Source organism: Telluria sp. B2 (genome assembly GCF_051789535.1).
Taxonomy (GTDB): domain Bacteria; phylum Pseudomonadota; class Gammaproteobacteria; order Burkholderiales; family Burkholderiaceae_D; genus Telluria.
In genome coordinates this window covers 5,404,399-5,424,851 of the sequence record NZ_CP196525.1, presented here as the reverse complement: position 1 = coordinate 5,424,851, position 20,453 = coordinate 5,404,399, and the positions used below count along the sequence as shown (strand labels likewise).

Sequence of the window (20,453 nt, the reverse complement as noted above, 5' to 3'; positions counted from 1 at the left end):
TTGATTGATTTGAAATAATCGATAGGATAACTCTATCGAAGGGACCGTAACGATCGCAAGCGGTCGAACAGCGGCCGGGCCGCGTCGGCCAGCCGCTCCAGGCTGGCTTCGCGCAAGGCCGTGGTATCGACCCGATGGACTGTTTGCGCACCTGCCCAGCGCAGCAGCGCCGCGCAGGCATCCGGATGGTCGAACAGGCCATGCAGGTAGGTGCCGAGGATCTGCCCGTCCTCCGAGCAGGCGCCTTCCGGCCGCCCATCGATCAGAAACGCTGGCAGATCGCGCGCTGCGCCCTGCGATTCGCCCATGTGGATCTCGTAGCCCTCTGCAGGGACGCCGCTGCCGTCGAAAGCGCAGACGCCGCTGACCTGGCTCAGGCGCTTGTGCCGCGTCATCGTCGTCACCAGCTCGAGCAGGCCCAGCCCCTCGGATTGGCCGCCACTGCCTTCGACGCCGTGCGGATCGCTCACCCGCGTCCCCAGCATCTGGAAACCGCCGCACACGCCGATCAGCTTGCCGCCATAGCGCAGGTGGCGCGCAATCGCATCATGCCAGCCCTGCGCCCGCAGCCAGGCCAGGTCGCCGCGCGTATTCTTGCTGCCCGGAAGGATGACCAGGTCCGCAGCCGGAATCGCCTCGCCCTCGCGCACGAAGCGCAGGTCGACTTCGGGATGCGCGCGCAGCGCGTCGAAGTCGGTGTGATTGCTCATGCGGGGCAGGCTCGGCACCACGACCCTGAATGCGCCGCGTCCGCTCTGCACCGGCTGCACCGCATCCTCGGCGTCGAGATACAGGCCGTGCAGGTAAGGCAGCACCGCCAGCACCGGTTTGCCGGTTTGGCGTTCCAACCAGTCCAGTCCCGGCTGCAGCAGGGCGATATCGCCCCGAAAACGGTTGATCACGAAACCGAGGATGCGCGCGCGCTCGCTGTCTGATAAACAGGCCAGCGTGCCGACGATGTGCGCGAACACGCCGCCGCGGTCGATGTCGGCGACCAGGATCACCGGGCAGTCGACGGCCTCCGCAAAACCCATGTTGGCGATGTCGCGGTCGCGCAGGTTGATTTCGGCCGGGCTGCCCGCGCCCTCGACGACGATGCATCCGTATTGTGCAGACAGCCGGCGGTGCGACTCCAGCACCGCCGCCATCGCCACCGTCTTGTACTGGTGGTAGTCGCGCGCATTCATCTCGGCGCGCACCTTCCCGTGGATGATGACCTGGGCGCCGGTATCGCTCGACGGTTTCAGCAGTACCGGATTCATGTCGGTATGCGGCGCGATGCCGGCGGCGATCGCCTGCAGCGCCTGGGCGCGGCCGATCTCGCCGCCGTCCGCGGTCACCGCGCTATTCAGGGCCATGTTCTGCGGCTTGAACGGCGCCACGCGCACGCCCTCGCGTTTCAACAGCCGGCACAGCGCGGCCACGACCGTGCTCTTGCCGGCATCCGAGGTCGTGCCCTGCACCATCAAGGTCTGGAAAGGGAAGGGCTTCATTTGCGGTGGCGGCGTGCTGCGTCCAGTTTTTCGCACATCACGGCCGCGCCGGCGATCATGCGCGGGCCTGCGCGGTTGAGCAGGTTGCCGTCGACCGTGAACAGGTTCCCGTTGCGCACCGCCGTCAATGTCGGGTACTTGCGCCACAGGTTCACGCCACCGTAGTTCTTTTCGGCGGTGCCGAAGATGGCTTCGGGATCGCGTTGCAGCACGCTTTCCAGCGTGACCACCGGCGCCGTCACCGGCAGCTCGTGGAAGATGTTCTCGCCGCCGCACAGGCGCAGCGCATCGGTGACGATGTGCCTGCCGTTCAGCGTGTACAAGGGCTTGTCCCAGACCTGGTAGAAGGCGCGCACCGGCGAACGGCCGGCGTAGCGGCTGCGCAGGGCAGCCAGTTGCTGGCGTAGGTCCGCCGCCACCGGACGCGCTGTCGCCTCGGTGCCCATCAGCTGGGCCAGGCGCAGCAGGCTCTCGGGAATGCCTTCCAGGGTCTGCGGATCGCTCAGGTAGACGGGTACGCCGAGCTGGCGCACCATCTCGATCTGGCGTTCGGAACTGCCGTGCATCCAGGCCACGATCAAATCGGGTTTCAAGGCCATGATGCGCTCGATGTCGACTTCGCGATTCGAGCCGATGCGCGGGATGCGCCTGGCCGCTTCCGGATAATCGCTGTAATCGACCGCACCCACCACGCGCTCCCCGCCGCCGGCCGCGAACAGCATTTCGGTCACATGCGGCGCCATCGAGATCACGCGCAGGGCGGGCCGCGCCAGGGTAACGTTCGCGCCGGCGTCGTCCTTCACCGTGACGGCGTGCGCGGCCTGGCCCAGGGTCTGGCCCAGAAGCAGGCAGGCCAGCAGGATCCCTCGTTTCATCGTTCGCTCCATTCTTCCAGTGCGCGCGCAAGGCGCTGCCATTCGTCTTCGTTGGCGGGTAGACCCAGCCGGATGCCGCGCGCAGCCTCGGTGAACAGGCGGGACCAGATGCCATGGCTGGCCAGGTGTTCGTGAAATGCTTCGGGCTGCGCCTGCGGCCACCAGTGGAACAGGGGCGTGCCATTCGCATCGATGCCGTGCTCGCGCAGCAAGGCGCGCATGCGTTCGCCGGCCGTCTGCAAACGTGCCAGGGTTGCCTCCTGCCAGGCCCGGTCGCGCAGCGCCGCCAGCGCGATCGCCTGCGCCGGACCGCTGACGGCCCAGGGGCCGAGCAGGTCGGCCAACGCGACCAGCAGCCTTGGATGGGCGCCGACGAAGCCCAGGCGCAGGCCGGCCAGGCCGAAGAACTTGCCGACCGAGCGCAGCACGATCAGTCCCGGCTGCGCGCAATCGCCGGCCACGCTCAGGCCGGGCGCGGTGTCGCCGAAAGCCTCGTCGACCACCAGCCAGCCGCCGCGCCGGGCAAGGCGCGCCGCCCAGTCGCGCAACTGCGGCGCCGGCACCACGGCCCCGGTCGGATTGTTCGGATTGCACAGCACGACCACGTCGCTGCGCTCGACCGCCTCGTCGAGCCGTTCGTAGGGCGCCTGGAGCAGACTGTGCCCGTGCCTGCCCCAGTGCTCGGCGTGCTCCGCATACGAGGGCGCGGACACCGTCACGCGCGCGGGTGCACGCAAACGCGGCAGCGCCTGGATCGCCGCCTGGGTGCCGGCGACCGGCAGCAGCAGCGGCGCGCCGTAATAGGCGCAGGCCGCGGCGGCGAGGGCCGGATCCGGTTCGGGCAGGCGGTGCCAGGCGTCCGCAGGCACGGGCGGGGCCGGATAGCCCCAGGGGTTGATCCCGGTCGACAGGTCGATCCAGTCGTCTCGGCCGTAGCGCTGCTGCGCTGCGCGCAGGTTGCCGCCGTGTTCAAGCATGCTCGCTCCAATACAAGGCCAGCGCAAGGACGCAGCTCACGCACACCCAAAGCAGGGCCGAGGCCAGCACCAGGCGCCAGGCGCGCAGGATGTCGACCGGGGCCGCGGCGCGGCCAAGGCCGAGCGGGGGCCGTTGCTCGAGCACGCCGGCGTAGCTTGCCGCGCCGCCCAGTGCGATGCCAAGGGCGCCGGCGCCGCTGGCCATCACGGGCCCGGCGTTCGGGCTGCTCCATGCCGGCGCCTGGGCGCGCCAGCACCGCCAGGCACGGACATGGCCGCCGCGCGGCGCCAGCAGCACGTAGCTGAGCGCGGTCAGGCGCGCCGGGATGAAATTCAAACCGTCGTCGATGCGGGCGGCGACACGGCCGAACAGATCGAAGCGCGCGTTGCGGTAGCCCCACATGGCGTCGAGCGTGTTCGCCAGCCGGAACAGCAGCGCACCGGGTCCGCCGGCGACGAGGAACCAGAACAGGGTGCCGAATACCGCGTCGTTGCCGTTCTCGAGCAGCGATTCGGCGCCGGCTCTGGCCAGGTCCGAGGCGCTGGCCTGGTCAGTGTCGCGGCTGACGATGCGCCCGGTGAGCCGGCGCGCTTCAGGCAGGTCGCCGCCGCGCAGGGCCGCCAAGATCGGCATCGTATGGTCGCGCAGGCTGCGCAGGCCCAGGCAGAAGTACAGCAGCAGGACGTGCACCAGAATGCCCGCGACCCCTGCCAGCCACCATGCAAGCAGGACCAAGGGCAGCACGGCCAGCATCCAGGCCAGGGCGCCGGCCGCCACGCGCAGGCGTCCGCCGTTCAGGCGCGCTTCAATTGCACCGGCAATCCGGCCGAAACCGATCAGCGGATGCCAGCGTCGCGCCTCGCCCAGCAGCCAATCGAGCGCGACGCCCGCCGCCAGCAGCAGGGCCAGGTCGGCGGCTTGCAAACCGCTCAGCACGGCGTCCCCTTCATGACCAGCGGCAGGCCGGCGGCGACCAGGATCACGCGTTCGGCCCGCGCCGCAACTTCCTGGTTGAGGCGGCCCGCCTCATCCACGAAGTGGCGCGTCAGCGCACCCAGCGGCACGATGCCCATGCCGACTTCGTTCGAGACCAGTATCAATTCGCCGGACAGGCCCGCATCCAGCAGGTCGAGAACGGCGGCACGCTCGCGCTCGAAAACAGGTGGCAGCACCAGTTCGCCGTTCTCCGGCAATGCTTCCTCGCCCGACAACATCAGGTTGGTGAGCCACAAAGTCAGGCAGTCGACCAGCACCAGGCGATCCGGCCGGCATTCGTGGCGCAGTACGCTGGCCAGCAGCAGGCTCTCCTCAACCGTACGCCAGTGCGCGGGCCGGCGCGCGCGATGGTGCACGATACGTGCACCCATTTCGCCGTCGCCGGCCTGGGCGGTCGCGACGTACACGACTTCCTTGCCGGATTCGTGCGCCAGGCGCTCGGCCAAGGCGCTCTTGCCGGAGCGGGCGCCGCCAATGATCAGGGTGGCGCTCATGGCGCCGCCCGCGTGAACAGGCCGGCAACCGCCTGCGGGTTCGAGGCGAAATAGCCGTGGAAGTAGGAGGCCGTCAGCGAACCGGCCCGGTATACCGCTTCGCCCGGGGTGCCGCTCGGATGGCGCAGCGTATGCTGGCTCGGGACCAGCGGGGTCTCCAGGCGCGAATAGTGGAAGGTGTGGCCGCGCAAGGGGCCGGCCGGCGTATCGAGCGCCTGCGCACCCAAGCCGGCCAGGCGCGCCTGCATGCGCACCACGCCGGGCAACAATCCGGCCATCGGCCAGCGCCGCCCATCCGGATCGGTGAGTTCGTCGGCGAGCGCCATCATGCCGCCGCATTCGGCGAGAATCGGTACATCCGCCGCGTGCACGGCGTTGATCGAGGCGCGCCAGTTGCCGGCCTGGGCCAGCGCCTGCGCATGCAGTTCCGGATAGCCGCCCGGCAGGTAGACCGCGTCGGCGCCGTCGGGCACCGGCTCGTCCGCGAGCGGCGAGAAGAAATGCAGGCGTGCACCGAGGATGCGCAGGGTGTCGAGGTTGGCCGGATACAGGAAAGCGAAGGCGGCGTCGCGCGCGACCGCGATCGTCTTCCCGGCCAGCAGCGGTTCGACGACGGGGCCCTCCGGCGCTTCGGGCGCCAGCCGCGGCAGCGCCTCCCACGCCGCTTCGTCCAGCTGCAGCGCATCGGCGAGTTCGTCGAGGTGAGCGTCGATCTGGGGTTGCTCTCCCGGCAGCACCAGGCCGAGGTGGCGTTCGGGCAGCGGCTGGGCCTGGCGCTGCAGGGAGCCCAGCAGCGGGATGTCGCGCAGCGAGCCTGCCACCATCTGCGCGTGTCCGGCGCTGGCGACGCGGTTGGCGACCACGCCGGCCAACTGCACCGGGCCATAGTCGCGCAGCCCGCGCGCCACTGCGCCGGCGGTCTGCGCCATGGCCGAGGCGTCGATCACGGCCAGCACGGGCATGCCGAATTCGCGCGCCAGGTCGGCCGCCGAGGGCGTCCCGTCGTACAGGCCCATCACGCCTTCGACCAGCACGAAGTCGGCCTCGCGCGCCGCCTCGCCCAGCCGGCGCCGGCATTCGTCGGGCCCCACCATCCACAAATCGAGGGTGTGGACCGGCGCCCCGCAGGCGCGTTCGAGTAGCATCGGGTCGATGAAATCCGGACCGCACTTGAAGACCCGTACGCGCTGGCCGGCACGCGCCAGGCTGCGCGCCAGCGCCGCGGTCACGGTGGTCTTGCCCTGGCTTGATGCGACCGCCGCTACCAGGAGCATGCGTGCACCTTGTGCGCCGCTCACCATTCCGTCCCCGCTTGCGCCGCGATGCCGGCGGCGAATGCATGCTTCACCACGTTCATTTCGGTGACGGTGTCGGCCACCGCCACCAGTTCCGGCGGCGCGCCGCGGCCGGTGATGACGACGTGCTGCATGGCCGGCCGGTCCAGCAGGTCCTCGATGACCGTGTGGACGTCGAGGTAGCGGTATTTCAGGGCGATGTTCAGTTCGTCCAGCACCACCAGCCCGATTGCCGGATCCGACAGGAAGCGCTTGGCCTGCTGCCATGCCTCGCCCGCCTTGGCCATGTCGCGCTCGCGGTTCTGGGTTTCCCAGGTATAGCCCTCGCCCATGGCATGGAAGCTCACCTCGGGGAAGCGGCGCAGGAACAGCTCTTCGCCGGTGGCCTTGGCGCCCTTGATGAACTGGACCACGCCCACGCGCATGCCGTGCCCGAGCGCACGCGCCGCCATGCCGAAGGCGCTCGAGCTCTTGCCCTTGCCGTTGCCGGTGTTGACGATGATGATGCCGATTTGCTTGTCGGCGGCCTGGATGCGCGCGTCGATGATGGCCTTCTTGCGCTCCATGCGCGCGCGGTGGCGCTCGTTGAGGGCGGCCGTCTGTTCGGGAGTCATGTCGTTCATGGGAGAGTTCCGGAATAGGTTTAGCTGCGGGTTTCAGCTGCGGCGCAGCCGGTGCAGTTGATAAAGGAAGACAGGGGCGCCGATGATCGCGGTAACGGCGCCGACCGGGAGCTGCTGGGGCGCCACGACCGTGCGCGCGAGCGTGTCGCACAGCACCAGGAAGCTGCCGCCGGCCAGTACCGCGCTCGGGATCAGGACCCGGTGGTCGGGCCCGAAGGCGAAGCGGCAGGCGTGCGGCACGATCAGGCCGACGAAGCCGATCGAGCCGGCGCTGGTGACGGCGCTGGCAGTCAATATGCCCGAGATGAAGAACAGGCCGCGGCGCAGGCTGCCAACGTGCACGCCCAGCGTCACCGCGGCTTCCGCATGCAGTGCCATCACGTTCATGCCGCGCGCGTGGCGCAGCGCGTAGAAGAGAGCGCCGCCCAGCACCAGCCAGGGCAGCAGGCGCACCGGCGCGCCGGCAAGGTCGCCGATCATCCAGAACACCATGCTGCGCAGGCGGCCTTCGGGCGCGATCGACAGCATCAGGGTGATCAGGGCCACGCACAGCGAGGAGATCACGACCCCGGTCAAGAGCAGGGTCGAGGTGCCGCCGCCACTGCCGGCGCCGCCGCGCAGGTCCTGGCGCGCCAGCAGGTAGAGCAGGAGCGACACCGTGATCGCCCCGCCGACCGCCGCCAGCTCGACGGTCGCCAGGGCCGCCATCAGCAGCAGCGCCGCGAGCGCGCCGACCGAAGCGCCGGCCGAGATGCCGAGGATGTAGGGGTCGGCCAGCGGATTGCGCAGCAGCGCCTGCATCAGCACACCGGCCAGCGCCAGGGCGGCGCCGGTCACGAAGGCGACCAGCGCGCGTCCGGCGCGCAGTTCCAGCAGCGAAGCGGCCAGCGACTGCGGCCGGCCTTCGAACAGCTGGCGCAGCGCCGCCGGCACTTCGCTGGCTGACACCTGGATCGAGCCGGTCATGCCGGCATACAGCAGGCAGGCGAGCGCCACCAGCAGCAGCGAGCCCGTGACGAGCAGGGCGCGCTGGCGCAGCGGGAACAGGGGCAGCGTGCGCATGGCGCGGTGCTTAGCGGATGCCGTAGCGCAGGCCGGCGAACCAGCTGCGTCCGCCCGTGCCGTAGTTGCGGGCCAGCTCATAATGCTTGTCCGCCGCATTGTTTACGCGCGCCAGCAAGGAAAAGTCCTCGTTGAGCTGCCAGGTCGCGTACAGGTTGAGCAGGCCGTAACCGCCGAGGCGGCGCAGGTTGGCCGCGTCGTCGTAGCGCTCGCCCGACACCAGCCATTCGGCGCCGGTCTCGAGCTGGCCCAGCTTGTACTCGGCGCCGAAGTTCGCATGCCTGGCGGCGCGGCGCGCCAGGCGCTTGCCGCTGCCCTTGTCCTGCGGGTCCTGCCAGTCCAGGCTGCCGCGCAGGCGCAGCGCGCCGATGCGCGCTGTGCTTGAGATGTTCACGCCTTCCAGCATGGCCGAGGCCACGTTGTAGGCGCAGCTGCCGGTGCGCCCGTCGCGCTGGTCGGGGCAGGGCGTGGCCGAGACGATCATGTCGCTCAGGCGGTTGCGGAACCAGGTGGCGTCCAGCTGCACGCCGCGGCTGTCGTAGCGCAGGCCCAGTTCGGCGTTGCGGCCGCGCTCGGGCTGGTTGGTCTCGACGCCGTACCCGGGGTAGTAGAGCTCGTTGAAGGTCGGCGCGCGGAAGCTCGAGCCGATGCTGGCGGTGGCGCGCAGGCCGTTGCCGAAGTCGTAGCCATAACCGGCGGCGCCGGTTGTTTTCGGGCCGTAGCTTGACCTGTCCTGGCGCGCGCTGATGTCGACCAGGTGGCGGTCGCGGCGCAGCGCGTAGGTGGCGGCATAGGAATTCGTGATGCGCTCGCGCCCCAGGGCCCGGGTGGCGCTGGATGTCACCTCTTCCTTGCGGTGGCCGTAGAGCAGCTGCAGGGTGTCGCTGCCCAGGCGGATCGTGTTTTGCCAGCTCAGTTCGTCCTGTTGGGTGTCGATCTGGCTGGCGCCGCTGGCGGCCGCGCTGGTGAAGCTGCCCAGCTTGTCCTGCGAGCGCGCCAGTTGCACGACGCTGCGCCAGTTCGAAGCAAGCTGGCCGGCGACGAAGACCGAGGCGGTGTTCAGGTCCTGCTCGTTGTGGGTGTCGTAGCTGCCGGCGCCGCTGTCGTACTGGGCGCGCAGGCGGCTGTGCAGGAACTGGGCGCCGGCCCCGATGCCGGGCGCGATGGCCAGCGCGATGCGGCCGTGGACGTTGCTGCGGCGGTAGCCGTCGTCGTCCGGGTTGTAGCCGAATGCGCCCGGCCTGGTGGCCGAGAAGCCATCCGACTCTTCATGCCCCGCGCCGAAGGCGTAGCTGAACGCGTGCTCGCCGCCGGTGGCGTCCGCGATGTGGGCGCTGGCCTGGCGCGTGGCCTCGCTGCCAAGGCCGAGCGAGGCGCCGCCGTTCAGGCCGGGCTCGCCCTTGCGCGTGAAGATCTGGACCACGCCGCCGATGGCGTCGGCGCCGTACAGGGTGCTCAAGGGACCGTAGACGACTTCGATGCGCTCGATGGCTTCCAGCGGGATCGCATTCCAGCTCGCCGTGCCGCTGGTGGACGAGCCGATGCGCACGCCGTCGAGCAGGACCACGACCTGGTTGCTGTTGGCGCCGCGCAGGAACACGCTGGTGCTGGCGCCGGCGCTGCCGTTGCGCGTGATCTCGATGCCGGGCTGGCGCTGCAGCACGTCGGCAACCGAGCCGGCGCCGGAGCGTGCGATCTCGTCGCTGTCGATGACGGTGGTCTGGGCGATGACGTCGGCGGCCCGCTGCGGCATGCGCGCGGCGGTGACGACGACGGTATCCATGGACGTGGAAGCGGGTGTGGAATCGGCGTGCGCGAAAGGCGCAGCCATGGCGAGCGCGAGCGACGAAGCGGCCGCTTGCCGTGAAACGTGAAAAGTCATGACGGTTCTTGGGTTGGACAACCAGCCCACGTCCCCGTAGGCCAGATTGAACAGAGCGATATCTGCGACATCGCTCCACCTTTTGGCCGGTATCCGGGCTGGCAAGTGAGGCCGTCCGACCTTCCCATGCAAATGCACAGTGGTCTGGGGAGACGGTTTGCCGCGTGAACGCGGCACTTGCTTACCGTTGCGGGGGCAGCACACGTTGGCCTCGAGGGGCTTCGTGTTTCCCGTTTAACTGCACCTGTGAACACAGGCGCGAGCACCAAAACGGCGCCATTATACGGTGACTTCAGCGGCGTCGTCAGCCGTGTTGTCAGTCTTTCAGCACAAGCATGTCGCCGTAGGGGATGTGGTGTGGCGTGCGCGCCGCTTCCAGCGCGGCGTCTTCCAGCGGCTGTTTTTTGTACAGGGCGCGCAGCAGGCGGATGGTGCCGGCATGGCAGATGACGAGGGCCTCGGGGTGGCCGGCGCCGCGCAGGTCGTCGAGGAAGGCGGCGACCCGGCGCGCGACATCGAGGACCGATTCGGCGCCGCCTGGGCGGTAATGCAGGAGGTCTTCGGCCCAGGCGTCGATGTCGAGACGCGGTATGGCGTCCCAGCTGCGCAGCTCCCAGGCGCCAAAGTCCATCTCGGCCAGGCGTGCATCGAAGCGCAGCTGAGGCGGATCCAGGGCGCGGGCCAGGGCGGCGCAGCGGGACAGCGGACTGGCATAAGTCGGCAGGGTGCGGGGCAGGCCGGCAGCGAGGAGCGCGTCGCGTACGCGCAGGAGCTCCTGCTGTGCCACCGCGACGTCGCTGCACCCATAGCAGAGATGCGCATCGATATCCGGCCTCGGATGGCGTACCAGCAGCAGACGCATGTTCATGCCAGTGCACTCTGGCCGAGGCTGGCTACGATGACGAGGTAGACCGCCACTTCCGCCAGCTGCTGGACGGCGCCCAGGCAATCCCCGGTGTAGCCTTGAAGGCGGGTCTGGAACTTGCGGGCCAGCCAGAGCGCGGACAGGGCGGCCGCGGCGACACAGGCGCACAGCGCCGCGGCACTGAGCTGGCCGCCTGCGACCAGCAGCGCGCCCGGCAGGAAGGCCGTGAGCGTGGCGATGGCGAATTCCGCCCCCGTCATCTGCTGGGCCATCGGCTTCGCCTTGCCTTCGGCACGCGCGTAGTCCATGCGCCAGATGAGGCTGGTGGCCGCCAGCCGGGAGAGCGGGTGGGCGAGGAACAGCGCGGCGATGGCGCTGCTTGGCGGCAGCATGGCCAGCGCCGTACACTTCGCGCCCAGCATGCAGACCATGCCGATCGCACCATAGGCGCCGATGCGCGAGTCTTTCATGATCTCGAGCACGCGCTCGCGCGTCATACCGCCGCCGAGGCCATCGCAGGTGTCGGCAAAGCCGTCCTCGTGAAAGGCGCCGGTGACGTAGATCGAGGCCGCGGTCGACAGCACCGCCGCAACCGGCGCGGGCAGCACCAGGGCTGCCAGCAGGTACACGGCTGCCGCCACCGCCGCCACCACGCAGCCGACCAGCGGGAAGTAGCGCGAGGCATGGTGCAGCCACTCGGGCTGGAAGCCGACCCAGCGCGGGATCGGCAGGCGCGTGAAGAATTGCAGCGCAATGAAGAACAGGCGCAATTGCTGCATCTTATTGGCCGCTGGTGCTGACCTGGGCGGAAGAGAAGGTCGCCATCTCCGCCAGGAAGTTCACTGCCGCGTGCAGCAGCGGCAGGGCGAGCGCGCTGCCGGTGCCTTCGCCCAGGCGCAGGTCGAGCTGCAGGAGCGGACGGGCGTCCAGGTGTTCCAGCATCAGGCGGTGGCCTTGTTCGTCCGAGCAGTGGGCGAACACGCAGTAGTCGAGGATCGCCGGCTGCAGGCGCGCGGCAAGCAGCAAGGCGCTGGTCACGATGAAGCCGTCGATCAGCAGGACCTTGCGCAGCGCGGCCGCCTGCAGCATGGCGCCGGCCATCATCGCGATCTCGAAGCCGCCGAAGGTGGCCAATACAGCCAGCGGATCGTCGATACCCGCGTGTTTCGCTACCGCCGCTTCGAGCACGGCCTGCTTGTGACGCATGCCCTCGGGCGACAGGCCGGTGCCGGCACCGACGCACTCGGCCACGGGGATTCCCGCCAGCTTGTGCATCAGGGCCGCCGCCGCGGTGGTGTTGCCGATGCCCATTTCGCCGAAACCGACGACATTGCCCGGCAGGTCACGCGCCAGGGCCATGCCGCGTTCCATGGCGAGCGCGCATTCTTCCGTGCTCATCGCCGCCTCGACTGCAAAGTTACGGGTGCCGAAAGCCACCTTGCGATCGACGAGACCCGCGCGTTCGCCGAACTCATGGTTGACGCCCGCATCGATGACCTGGATCGCGCAGTTGTTCTGGCGCGCGAAGACATTGATCGCCGCCCCGCCGGCCAGGAAGTTCTCGACCATCTGCCAGGTCACTTCCTGCGGGTAGGCCGACACGCCTTCCGCGACGATGCCGTGGTCTGCCGCGAACACCAATATGGCAGGGCGGTCGATGCGCGGCGCGGCGCTGGCCTGGATCAGGCCGATCTGCCGTGCCAACCCTTCCAGGCGGCCCAGGCTGCCGAGTGGTTTCGTCTTGTTGTCGATCGCGGCCGCGAGGGCGGCGGCCAGTTCGTCGTTGCGGATGGGAGCCAGGTCTGGAAGGCGCATCGTTGTTGTTCTATAAAGTAGAGGCGGCGGCAACGATAGCACACGAAGAGACCCTTGCAACCCGCTCGCCGCTTTGCTATAGTCCTGTTCCCGCTGAAAACGGCAACGAAATCAAGTAGTTGAAGGAACAGGGGGAGCCGCGATACAACGCGGTGTTGTAAAAAAGAAGTTGACGAGCATCGCGAAACACTGCATAATCTCACTTCTCTGCTGCTGACGAACAAAACGATTCGCAAGTGCAGCAAGGTAGTACAGAACAACGGTTCTTTAACAATTAACAGTCGATAAGTGTGGGCGTTTGATGAAGGTGCCAGCTGACTTGTTCAGCTGATTACTTAAATTATCAAATGTTCGCACAAAGTATTAACGTTGTCTCAGCAATGAGATGACGGTCAGTATTTTGAGTGAGCGACTCCTGAGAAATCAGGATGACTCGAAAGAGTCAACAAACAGAGATTGAACTGAAGAGTTTGATCCTGGCTCAGATTGAACGCTGGCGGCATGCTTTACACATGCAAGTCGAACGGCAGCACGGGCTTCGGTCTGGTGGCGAGTGGCGAACGGGTGAGTAATACATCGGAACGTACCCAGAAGTGGGGGATAACGTAGCGAAAGTTACGCTAATACCGCATACGTTCTACGGAAGAAAGTGGGGGATCGCAAGACCTCATGCTTTTGGAGCGGCCGATGTCTGATTAGCTAGTTGGTGAGGTAAAGGCTCACCAAGGCGACGATCAGTAGCTGGTCTGAGAGGACGACCAGCCACACTGGAACTGAGACACGGTCCAGACTCCTACGGGAGGCAGCAGTGGGGAATTTTGGACAATGGGCGCAAGCCTGATCCAGCAATGCCGCGTGAGTGAAGAAGGCCTTCGGGTTGTAAAGCTCTTTTGTCAGGGAAGAAACGGTAGGAGCTAATATCTCTTGCTAATGACGGTACCTGAAGAATAAGCACCGGCTAACTACGTGCCAGCAGCCGCGGTAATACGTAGGGTGCAAGCGTTAATCGGAATTACTGGGCGTAAAGCGTGCGCAGGCGGTTTTGTAAGTCTGACGTGAAATCCCCGGGCTCAACCTGGGAATTGCGTTGGAGACTGCAAGGCTGGAGTCTGGCAGAGGGGGGTAGAATTCCACGTGTAGCAGTGAAATGCGTAGAGATGTGGAGGAACACCGATGGCGAAGGCAGCCCCCTGGGTCAAGACTGACGCTCATGCACGAAAGCGTGGGGAGCAAACAGGATTAGATACCCTGGTAGTCCACGCCCTAAACGATGTCTACTAGTTGTCGGGTTTTAATTAACTTGGTAACGCAGCTAACGCGTGAAGTAGACCGCCTGGGGAGTACGGTCGCAAGATTAAAACTCAAAGGAATTGACGGGGACCCGCACAAGCGGTGGATGATGTGGATTAATTCGATGCAACGCGAAAAACCTTACCTACCCTTGACATGTCAGGAATCCTCGAGAGATCGGGGAGTGCCCGAAAGGGAACCTGAACACAGGTGCTGCATGGCTGTCGTCAGCTCGTGTCGTGAGATGTTGGGTTAAGTCCCGCAACGAGCGCAACCCTTGTCATTAGTTGCTACGCAAGAGCACTCTAATGAGACTGCCGGTGACAAACCGGAGGAAGGTGGGGATGACGTCAAGTCCTCATGGCCCTTATGGGTAGGGCTTCACACGTCATACAATGGTACATACAGAGGGCCGCCAACCCGCGAGGGGGAGCTAATCCCAGAAAGTGTATCGTAGTCCGGATCGCAGTCTGCAACTCGACTGCGTGAAGTTGGAATCGCTAGTAATCGCGGATCAGCATGCCGCGGTGAATACGTTCCCGGGTCTTGTACACACCGCCCGTCACACCATGGGAGCGGGTTTTACCAGAAGTAGGTAGCTTAACCGCAAGGAGGGCGCTTACCACGGTAGGATTCGTGACTGGGGTGAAGTCGTAACAAGGTAGCCGTATCGGAAGGTGCGGCTGGATCACCTCCTTTCTAGAGTAGCACCGGAGCTAACGCTCGGCATCAAGCGCCTACGCTTATCGACTGTTGATCAGAACTATATTTAGCTGAAGCGAAAGCTTGAGCTAAGTGTAGTTTGCGTTCTTTAACAATCTGGAAGAAGTAAAGTTTTTTTAAGCGTGTAAGCGAATCAGGAATGATGAGTGAGCACACTTAGGGTAGTAATCAAAGTATCAACAAACATGCAATAACGCTGTACTCTTGATCCTGTAGCGTTCCCTGTTGTCAGCAGGGGCTAACGTTATAGGGACAAGCGAATAAGTGCACATGGTGGATGCCTTGGCGATTACAGGCGATGAAGGACGTAGTAGCTTGCGATAAGCTGCGGGGAGTGAGCAAACACACTTTGATCCGCAGATTTCCGAATGGGGAAACCCGGCCCTTTGGGTCATTGCATGCTGAATACATAGGCATGCAAAGCGAACGCGGCGAACTGAAACATCTAAGTAGCTGCAGGAAAAGAAATCAACCGAGATTCCCAAAGTAGTGGCGAGCGAAATGGGAAGAGCCTGTACGTGATAGTCGATCGGATAGTGGAACAGATTGGAAACTCTGGCCATAGCGGGTGATAGCCCCGTACACGAAATCCGGACGGTGGTACTAAGCGTACGACAAGTAGGGCGGGACACGAGAAATCCTGTCTGAACATGGGGGGACCATCCTCCAAGGCTAAATACTCGTAATCGACCGATAGTGAACCAGTACCGTGAGGGAAAGGCGAAAAGAACCCCGGGAGGGGAGTGAAATAGATCCTGAAACCGTGTGCATACAAACAGTCGGAGCGGACTTGATCCGTGACGGCGTACCTTTTGTATAATGGGTCAGCGACTTACATTCAGTGGCGAGGTTAACCGAATAGGGGAGCCGTAGAGAAATCGAGTCCGAACAGGGCGACAGTCGCTGGGTGTAGACCCGAAACCAGGTGATCTACCCATGGCCAGGATGAAGGTGCGGTAACACGCCCTGGAGGTCCGAACCCACTAATGTTGAAAAATTAGGGGATGAGCTGTGGGTAGGGGTGAAAGGCTAAACAAACCTGGAAATAGCTGGTTCTCTCCGAAAACTATTTAGGTAGTGCCTCAAGTATCACCATCGGGGGTAGAGCACTGTTATGGCTAGGGGGTCATTGCGACTTACCAAACCATTGCAAACTCCGAATACCGATGAGTGCGAGCTTGGGAGACAGACGTCGGGTGCTAACGTCCGGCGTCAAGAGGGAAACAACCCAGACCGCCAGCTAAGGTCCCAAAGATTGGCTAAGTGGAAAACGAAGTGGGAAGGCTAAAACAGTCAGGATGTTGGCTTAGAAGCAGCCACCATTTAAAGAAAGCGTAATAGCTCACTGATCGAGTCGTCCTGCGCGGAAGATGTAACGGGGCTAAGCCAGTCACCGAAGCTGCGGATATGTCTTATGACATATGGTAGGAGAGCGTTCTGTAAGCCTGCGAAGGTGTCTTGTAAAGGATGCTGGAGGTATCAGAAGTGCGAATGCTGACATGAGTAGCGATAATGCGGGTGAAAAGCCCGCACGCCGTAAGCCCAAGGTTTCCTGTTCAACGTTCATCGGAGCAGGGTGAGTCGGCCCCTAAGGCGAGGCAGAGATGCGTAGCTGATGGGAAGCAGGTTAATATTCCTGCACCGTCGTATGATGCGATGGGGGGACGGATCGCGGAAGGTTGTCCAGCTGTTGGAATAGCTGGTTCTTGACTCATAGAAGGCGCTTAGGCAAATCCGGGCGCGGAATTCAAGGGGTCGAGACGGGTGGCCATGCGCCACGAAGCAATCGGAAGTGGTTCCAAGAAAAGCCTCTAAGCTTCAGTCATACGAGACCGTACCGCAAACCGACACAGGTGGGCGAGATGAGTATTCTAAGGCGCTTGAGAGAACTCGGGAGAAGGAACTCGGCAAATTGGTACCGTAACTTCGGGAAAAGGTACGCCCCGGTAGCTTGATCACTTTACTGTGTGAGGGCGAAAGGGTTGCAATAAACTGGTGGCTGCGACTGTTTAATAAAAACACAGCACTCTGCAAACACGAAAGTGGACGTATAGGGTGTGACGCCTGCCCGGTGCTGGAAGATTAAATGATGGGGTGCAAGCTCTTGATTGAAGTCCCAGTAAACGGCGGCCGTAACTATAACGGTCCTAAGGTAGCGAAATTCCTTGTCGGGTAAGTTCCGACCTGCACGAATGGCGTAACGATGGCCACACTGTCTCCTCCCGAGACTCAGCGAAGTTGAAATGTTTGTGATGATGCAATCTACCCGCGGCTAGACGGAAAGACCCCATGAACCTTTACTGTAGCTTTGCATTGGACTTTGAACCAATCTGTGTAGGATAGGTGGGAGGCTTTGAAGCGGGGACGCCAGTTCCCGTGGAGCCATCCTTGAAATACCACCCTGGTTTGTTTGAGGTTCTAACCTTGGTCCGTTATCCGGATCGGGGACAGTGCATGGTAGGCAGTTTGACTGGGGCGGTCTCCTCCTAAAGTGTAACGGAGGAGTTCGAAGGTACGCTAGGTACGGTCGGACATCGTGCTAATAGTGCAATGGCATAAGCGTGCTTAACTGCGAGACCGACAAGTCGAGCAGGTACGAAAGTAGGACATAGTGATCCGGTGGTTCTGTATGGAAGGGCCATCGCTCAACGGATAAAAGGTACTCTGGGGATAACAGGCTGATTCCTCCCAAGAGTTCATATCGACGGGGGAGTTTGGCACCTCGATGTCGGCTCATCACATCCTGGGGCTGTAGCCGGTCCCAAGGGTATGGCTGTTCGCCATTTAAAGTGGTACGTGAGCTGGGTTTAAAACGTCGTGAGACAGTTTGGTCCCTATCTGCCGTGGGCGTTGGAAATTTGAAGGGGGCTGCTCCTAGTACGAGAGGACCGGAGTGGACGAACCTCTGGTGTACCGGTTGTCACGCCAGTGGCATTGCCGGGTAGCTAAGTTCGGAAGAGATAACCGCTGAAAGCATCTAAGCGGGAAACTTGCCTTGAGATGAGATTTCCCGGAGCCTTGAGCTCCTTGAAGGGTCGTTCGAGACCAGGACGTTGATAGGCTGGGTGTGGAAGTGCAGTAATGCATTAAGCTAACCAGTACTAATTGCCCGTACGGCTTGTCCCTATAACCTTAGCAGGTACAGGTCAGGATACAGCGCTGTTTGTTGATACAGTTGCTACCCAATACTTCTTCCAGATTCAGAGTGGCGCTCACATGAGTGAGCGAAACTCGTACAAGTCATGCCTGATGACCATAGCAAGTCGGTCCCACCCCTTCCCATCCCGAACAGGACCGTGAAACGACTTTGCGCCGATGATAGTGCTGCAACCAGTGTGAAAGTAGGTTATCGTCAGGCTAGTTAATTAGCAGTAAGCAAAAAACCCCACCGAGTGATCTCGGTGGGGTTTTTTGCTTTTGGGCCGTCGTTTCCGCTGCCCGTTTCTCTCCGGGCTGCAAGCCGAGCAACCGGTGAGACGGCGTGGACACAGGTGTCCACCCTACCAAGCCGGTCACGCCGACTCTCCCAGCCGTCGTGCATCTGTCCTATAACTGAACAGTTGGCGGTCAGCCGTGCCGGCACAGCTGTTCAGTTTCCGAACAAGTTGGTGGAACCATCGCCCTGCGCTCATTGGCATGTCCCTTGCTCGTCTTATGGATTGGTCCCACTTCCATACAGGACAACAATGCAAAGCCCGACTCGGCCGCCAGGACAGCCAGCCACGCATCGCCCTCTCCATCGCAAGAAGCTCGGCTGCATCATCGCAGCAGCCTTGCTGCCCACTTGTGCCAGCGCCGAAGCGGAACTCGACCAGGGAGAGATCGCGCGGGTGGAGGTGGTCGGGATGGCGCCCTTGCCTGGCCTGGGTATCGAACGCAAGCTCCTGCCTTATCCGGTCCAGCTCGTCAGCGACAAGGACCTGCCGAAGGCCGCCGGCGAGAACCTGGCCGAGTTCATGGCGCGCACCCTGAACGGCGTGAACGTGAACGAGGTTTCCGGTAGCCCCTTCCAGAACGACCTGACTTTCCGCGGCTTCCGCGCCTCGCCCGTGCTCGGCAGCGCCCAGGGCATCTCGGTCTACCTGGACGGCGTGCGCGTGAACGAAGCGTTTGGCGACGTGGTCAACTGGGACATGCTGCCCGAGGCGGCGATCGGCAGCGTCCTGCTGGTCCCGGGCGCCAACCCGTTGTATGGCCTGAATACCCTGGGCGGCGCACTCGCCTTCACGACCAAGTCGGGCCTGAGCCACCCGGGTGGCGAAGCCGGACTGTCGGTGACCGACCAAGGCCGGCGCCGGGCCGATTTCGCCTATGGCTGGCACGACAATACTGGATGGCACAGCTTTGTCGGCGCCACCCTGTTCGACGACAGCGGCTGGCGTGATTATTCGGCGGGCCGCCTCGGCAACGTCCTGCTCAAGGTCGGCCGCTCGCACGGCGACACCGACTGGAGCCTGGCACTGCTCGGCGGGCGCAGCCGCCTGCTCGGCAACGGCCTGCTGCCGGATCCTTTATACGAAGACGACCGCCGCGCCGTCTATACCCATCCGGATACCACGCGCAACCGGCTGGGGCAGGGCAGCTTCAACCTGACCCACCGCCTCAATCCCGACAGCGAAATCACCGCCACCGCCTATGTGCGCAACAGCCGCCGCGACACCGTGAATGGCGACCTCAGCGAGGACTACGACGACTACGTCGAAGACTGCGCGGAGGGTTTCGATGCCGCCGGCGCCCCGCTCGAGCCGGACGAGTGCGGTCTCACCCGCGAGGAGGGGGCGGCGCTGCATCCCGGCGTACTGAACACGACCAGCACGCGCCAGAAAGGAAGAGGCCTGAGCGTCGCCTTCAGCACCCGCCGCGGCGCGGACCGCTACGACTTTGGCCTGAGCTACGACTACAGCAGTTCCGAGTATGCCCAGTTCGAGCAGGAAGCCTTTATCACCCCTGGGCGCGAAGTGATCGGCGACCCGGACGAAGAACGCGAAGTCGATGCCGCGGTGACGGGAAGCTCGCGCGCTTTCGGCCTGTACGCGGCGGCCAGCCACGCCCTTTCCCCTGCCACCCAGCTGACCGCGAGCGCGCGCTGGAACCGTGCGCGCGTGCGCAACACACTCACCAACGAGCGTGGCCTGCAGCCGACGGAAAGCTTTACGTATACCCGCCTGAACCCCTCCTTCGGCCTGACCCACCAACTCAGCCCCGATCACGCCCTGTTCGCCAATATCGCACAGGGCAACCGGGTGCCGACCGTGATCGAGCTCGGCTGCGCGGACCCCGAGAATCCCTGCCGCCTACCGGTGGGCCTGCAGGCCGACCCCTATCTCAAGCAGGTCATCGCGCGCACGATGGAAGCCGGTGTGCGTGGCGATTGGCAGGGCGGCCGCTACACGGTGTCGCTGCACCGCACCGTCAACCGTGACGACATCCTCTTCCTCAGCGCGCCTTCGCGCCAGGGCTATTTTTCGAATTTCGAACGCACCCGCCACCAGGGGCTGGACGCCACGCTGACCCGGCGTTTCGGGTCCTTCGGCATACGCCTGGCCTACAGCTACCTGGAAGCGATCTACGACGCCGATGGCGAGCTGTTCACCGGTGCGCGCAACGTGCAGGTCGCGCGCGGGACGCGCCTGGCCGGGCTGCCGCGCCACAGCGGCAAACTGTCGCTGGACTGGCGCGCGAATCCGCAGCTCGACTTCGGCATCGACCTGCAGGGCGCGAGCAGCCTGGGCACGCAAGGCAACGAGGATGGCCTGATCGAAGATCCCGAAGAGGGAGAGGCGCCCGAGCGCGGCGACTGGCGCGTGCGTGGCCATGTCCTGGTCGGCCTGCGCGCCAGCTACCGACCAGCGCCCGGCTGGGAACTGTACGCACGCGTGAGCAACCTGTTCGACCGGCGCTACGAAACCTTTGGCGCCATCGGTCCCGACCTGTTCCCGCACGGCGTCCAGCTCAGGCCGCACGAGGGAGAAGTCGAGGCCGAACATGCGCGCTTTGTCGCCCCGGGCGCCCCGCGCGCCATCATGGCCGGCCTGCGCTACACCTTCTGAGCGCCGCGGACC

The 20,453-nt window shown here is 64.4% G+C and carries 13 protein-coding genes, 3 rRNA genes and 1 riboswitch; of the genes, 4 read left to right on the top strand and 12 right to left on the bottom strand.

Annotated features, from left to right (window positions below; genetic code table 11):
* Positions 1–32: 32 nt before the first annotated feature.
* The 12 genes from ACSUZJ_RS23905 to cobT form a co-directional block, all read right to left on the bottom strand.
* Positions 33–1,493 (bottom strand): cobyric acid synthase, encoded by a 1,461-nt coding sequence (locus ACSUZJ_RS23905; protein ID WP_499412156.1) that lies wholly within the window; start codon positions 1,491–1,493, stop codon positions 33–35.
* Positions 1,490–2,368: a cobalamin-binding protein gene (locus ACSUZJ_RS23900; protein ID WP_499412155.1), complete on the bottom strand. Its 879-nt coding sequence runs from the start codon at positions 2,366–2,368 to the stop codon at positions 1,490–1,492. Before ACSUZJ_RS23900 ends, ACSUZJ_RS23905 begins: the two co-directional genes overlap by 4 nt.
* On the bottom strand, positions 2,365–3,345 hold the full coding sequence (gene cobD, locus ACSUZJ_RS23895) for a threonine-phosphate decarboxylase CobD (protein ID WP_499412154.1): 981 nt from the start codon (positions 3,343–3,345) through the stop codon (positions 2,365–2,367). The genes ACSUZJ_RS23900 and cobD overlap by 4 nt, the downstream gene beginning before the upstream one ends.
* Positions 3,338–4,282, bottom strand: coding sequence for a CobD/CbiB family cobalamin biosynthesis protein (locus ACSUZJ_RS23890; protein ID WP_499412152.1), 945 nt, complete (start codon positions 4,280–4,282; stop codon positions 3,338–3,340). The genes cobD and ACSUZJ_RS23890 overlap by 8 nt, the downstream gene beginning before the upstream one ends.
* Positions 4,276–4,836, bottom strand: coding sequence for a bifunctional adenosylcobinamide kinase/adenosylcobinamide-phosphate guanylyltransferase (gene cobU, locus ACSUZJ_RS23885; protein ID WP_499412151.1), 561 nt, complete (start codon positions 4,834–4,836; stop codon positions 4,276–4,278). The genes ACSUZJ_RS23890 and cobU overlap by 7 nt, the downstream gene beginning before the upstream one ends.
* Complete coding sequence (locus ACSUZJ_RS23880; RefSeq protein ID WP_499412149.1) at positions 4,833–6,110, bottom strand: cobyrinic acid a,c-diamide synthase CobB; 1,278 nt, start codon at positions 6,108–6,110, stop codon at positions 4,833–4,835. The genes cobU and ACSUZJ_RS23880 overlap by 4 nt, the downstream gene beginning before the upstream one ends.
* Positions 6,111–6,130: 20 nt before the next feature.
* Positions 6,131–6,754: a cob(I)yrinic acid a,c-diamide adenosyltransferase gene (cobO, locus tag ACSUZJ_RS23875; RefSeq protein ID WP_499412148.1), complete on the bottom strand. Its 624-nt coding sequence runs from the start codon at positions 6,752–6,754 to the stop codon at positions 6,131–6,133.
* 33 nt (positions 6,755–6,787) lie between these two features.
* Positions 6,788–7,816 carry a FecCD family ABC transporter permease gene (locus tag ACSUZJ_RS23870; protein ID WP_499412147.1) on the bottom strand — a complete coding sequence of 343 codons (1,029 nt, stop codon included), beginning with the start codon at positions 7,814–7,816 and terminating at the stop codon, positions 6,788–6,790.
* Between the two features lie 10 nt (positions 7,817–7,826).
* Positions 7,827–9,698 (bottom strand): TonB-dependent receptor domain-containing protein, encoded by a 1,872-nt coding sequence (locus ACSUZJ_RS23865; RefSeq protein WP_499412146.1) that lies wholly within the window; start codon positions 9,696–9,698, stop codon positions 7,827–7,829.
* 67 nt (positions 9,699–9,765) lie between these two features.
* A riboswitch (cobalamin riboswitch) is annotated at positions 9,766–9,983 on the bottom strand.
* Positions 9,984–10,014: 31 nt separating this feature from the next.
* The gene (locus ACSUZJ_RS23860) at positions 10,015–10,566 is read right to left on the bottom strand and encodes a histidine phosphatase family protein (RefSeq protein WP_499412144.1); all 552 of its coding nucleotides are present in this window, start codon (positions 10,564–10,566) and stop codon (positions 10,015–10,017) included.
* Entirely contained in the window at positions 10,563–11,342 is a 780-nt protein-coding gene (locus ACSUZJ_RS23855; protein WP_499412143.1) for an adenosylcobinamide-GDP ribazoletransferase, read from the bottom strand. Before ACSUZJ_RS23855 ends, ACSUZJ_RS23860 begins: the two co-directional genes overlap by 4 nt.
* A gap of 1 nt (position 11,343) precedes the next feature.
* Positions 11,344–12,378 (bottom strand): nicotinate-nucleotide--dimethylbenzimidazole phosphoribosyltransferase, encoded by a 1,035-nt coding sequence (gene cobT / locus ACSUZJ_RS23850; protein WP_499412142.1) that lies wholly within the window; start codon positions 12,376–12,378, stop codon positions 11,344–11,346.
* 458 nt (positions 12,379–12,836) lie between these two features.
* On the opposite strand from cobT, the gene ACSUZJ_RS23845 reads away from it, so the two are divergent.
* The 4 genes from ACSUZJ_RS23845 (at position 12,837) to ACSUZJ_RS23830 (ending at position 20,441) form a co-directional block, all read left to right on the top strand.
* Positions 12,837–14,367, top strand: a 16S ribosomal RNA gene (locus ACSUZJ_RS23845).
* 274 nt (positions 14,368–14,641) lie between these two features.
* Positions 14,642–17,517, top strand: a 23S ribosomal RNA gene (locus ACSUZJ_RS23840).
* A gap of 119 nt (positions 17,518–17,636) precedes the next feature.
* Positions 17,637–17,749: ribosomal RNA gene (rrf, locus tag ACSUZJ_RS23835) — 5S ribosomal RNA — on the top strand.
* Together the 16S, 23S and 5S rRNA genes form the textbook arrangement of a ribosomal RNA operon.
* A 415-nt stretch (positions 17,750–18,164) precedes the next feature.
* The gene (locus ACSUZJ_RS23830) at positions 18,165–20,441 is read left to right on the top strand and encodes a TonB-dependent receptor (RefSeq protein WP_499412140.1); all 2,277 of its coding nucleotides are present in this window, start codon (positions 18,165–18,167) and stop codon (positions 20,439–20,441) included.
* Positions 20,442–20,453: the final 12 nt, after the last annotated feature.

Bases quoted from the DNA above. Each gene is read 5' to 3' on its own strand.
- ACSUZJ_RS23905 (WP_499412156.1), bottom strand. From the start codon at position 1,493: ATGAAGCCCTTCCCTTTCCAGACCTTGATGGTGCAGGGCACGACCTCG.
- ACSUZJ_RS23900 (WP_499412155.1), bottom strand. From the start codon at position 2,368: ATGAAACGAGGGATCCTGCTGGCCTGCCTGCTTCTGGGCCAGACCCTG.
- cobD (WP_499412154.1), bottom strand. From the start codon at position 3,345: ATGCTTGAACACGGCGGCAACCTGCGCGCAGCGCAGCAGCGCTACGGC.
- cobU (WP_499412151.1), bottom strand. From the start codon at position 4,836: ATGAGCGCCACCCTGATCATTGGCGGCGCCCGCTCCGGCAAGAGCGCC.
- ACSUZJ_RS23880 (WP_499412149.1), bottom strand. From the start codon at position 6,110: ATGCTCCTGGTAGCGGCGGTCGCATCAAGCCAGGGCAAGACCACCGTG.
- cobO (WP_499412148.1), bottom strand. From the start codon at position 6,754: ATGAACGACATGACTCCCGAACAGACGGCCGCCCTCAACGAGCGCCAC.
- ACSUZJ_RS23870 (WP_499412147.1), bottom strand. From the start codon at position 7,816: ATGCGCACGCTGCCCCTGTTCCCGCTGCGCCAGCGCGCCCTGCTCGTC.
- ACSUZJ_RS23865 (WP_499412146.1), bottom strand. From the start codon at position 9,698: ATGACTTTTCACGTTTCACGGCAAGCGGCCGCTTCGTCGCTCGCGCTC.
- ACSUZJ_RS23860 (WP_499412144.1), bottom strand. From the start codon at position 10,566: ATGAACATGCGTCTGCTGCTGGTACGCCATCCGAGGCCGGATATCGAT.
- ACSUZJ_RS23855 (WP_499412143.1), bottom strand. From the start codon at position 11,342: ATGCAGCAATTGCGCCTGTTCTTCATTGCGCTGCAATTCTTCACGCGC.
- cobT (WP_499412142.1), bottom strand. From the start codon at position 12,378: ATGCGCCTTCCAGACCTGGCTCCCATCCGCAACGACGAACTGGCCGCC.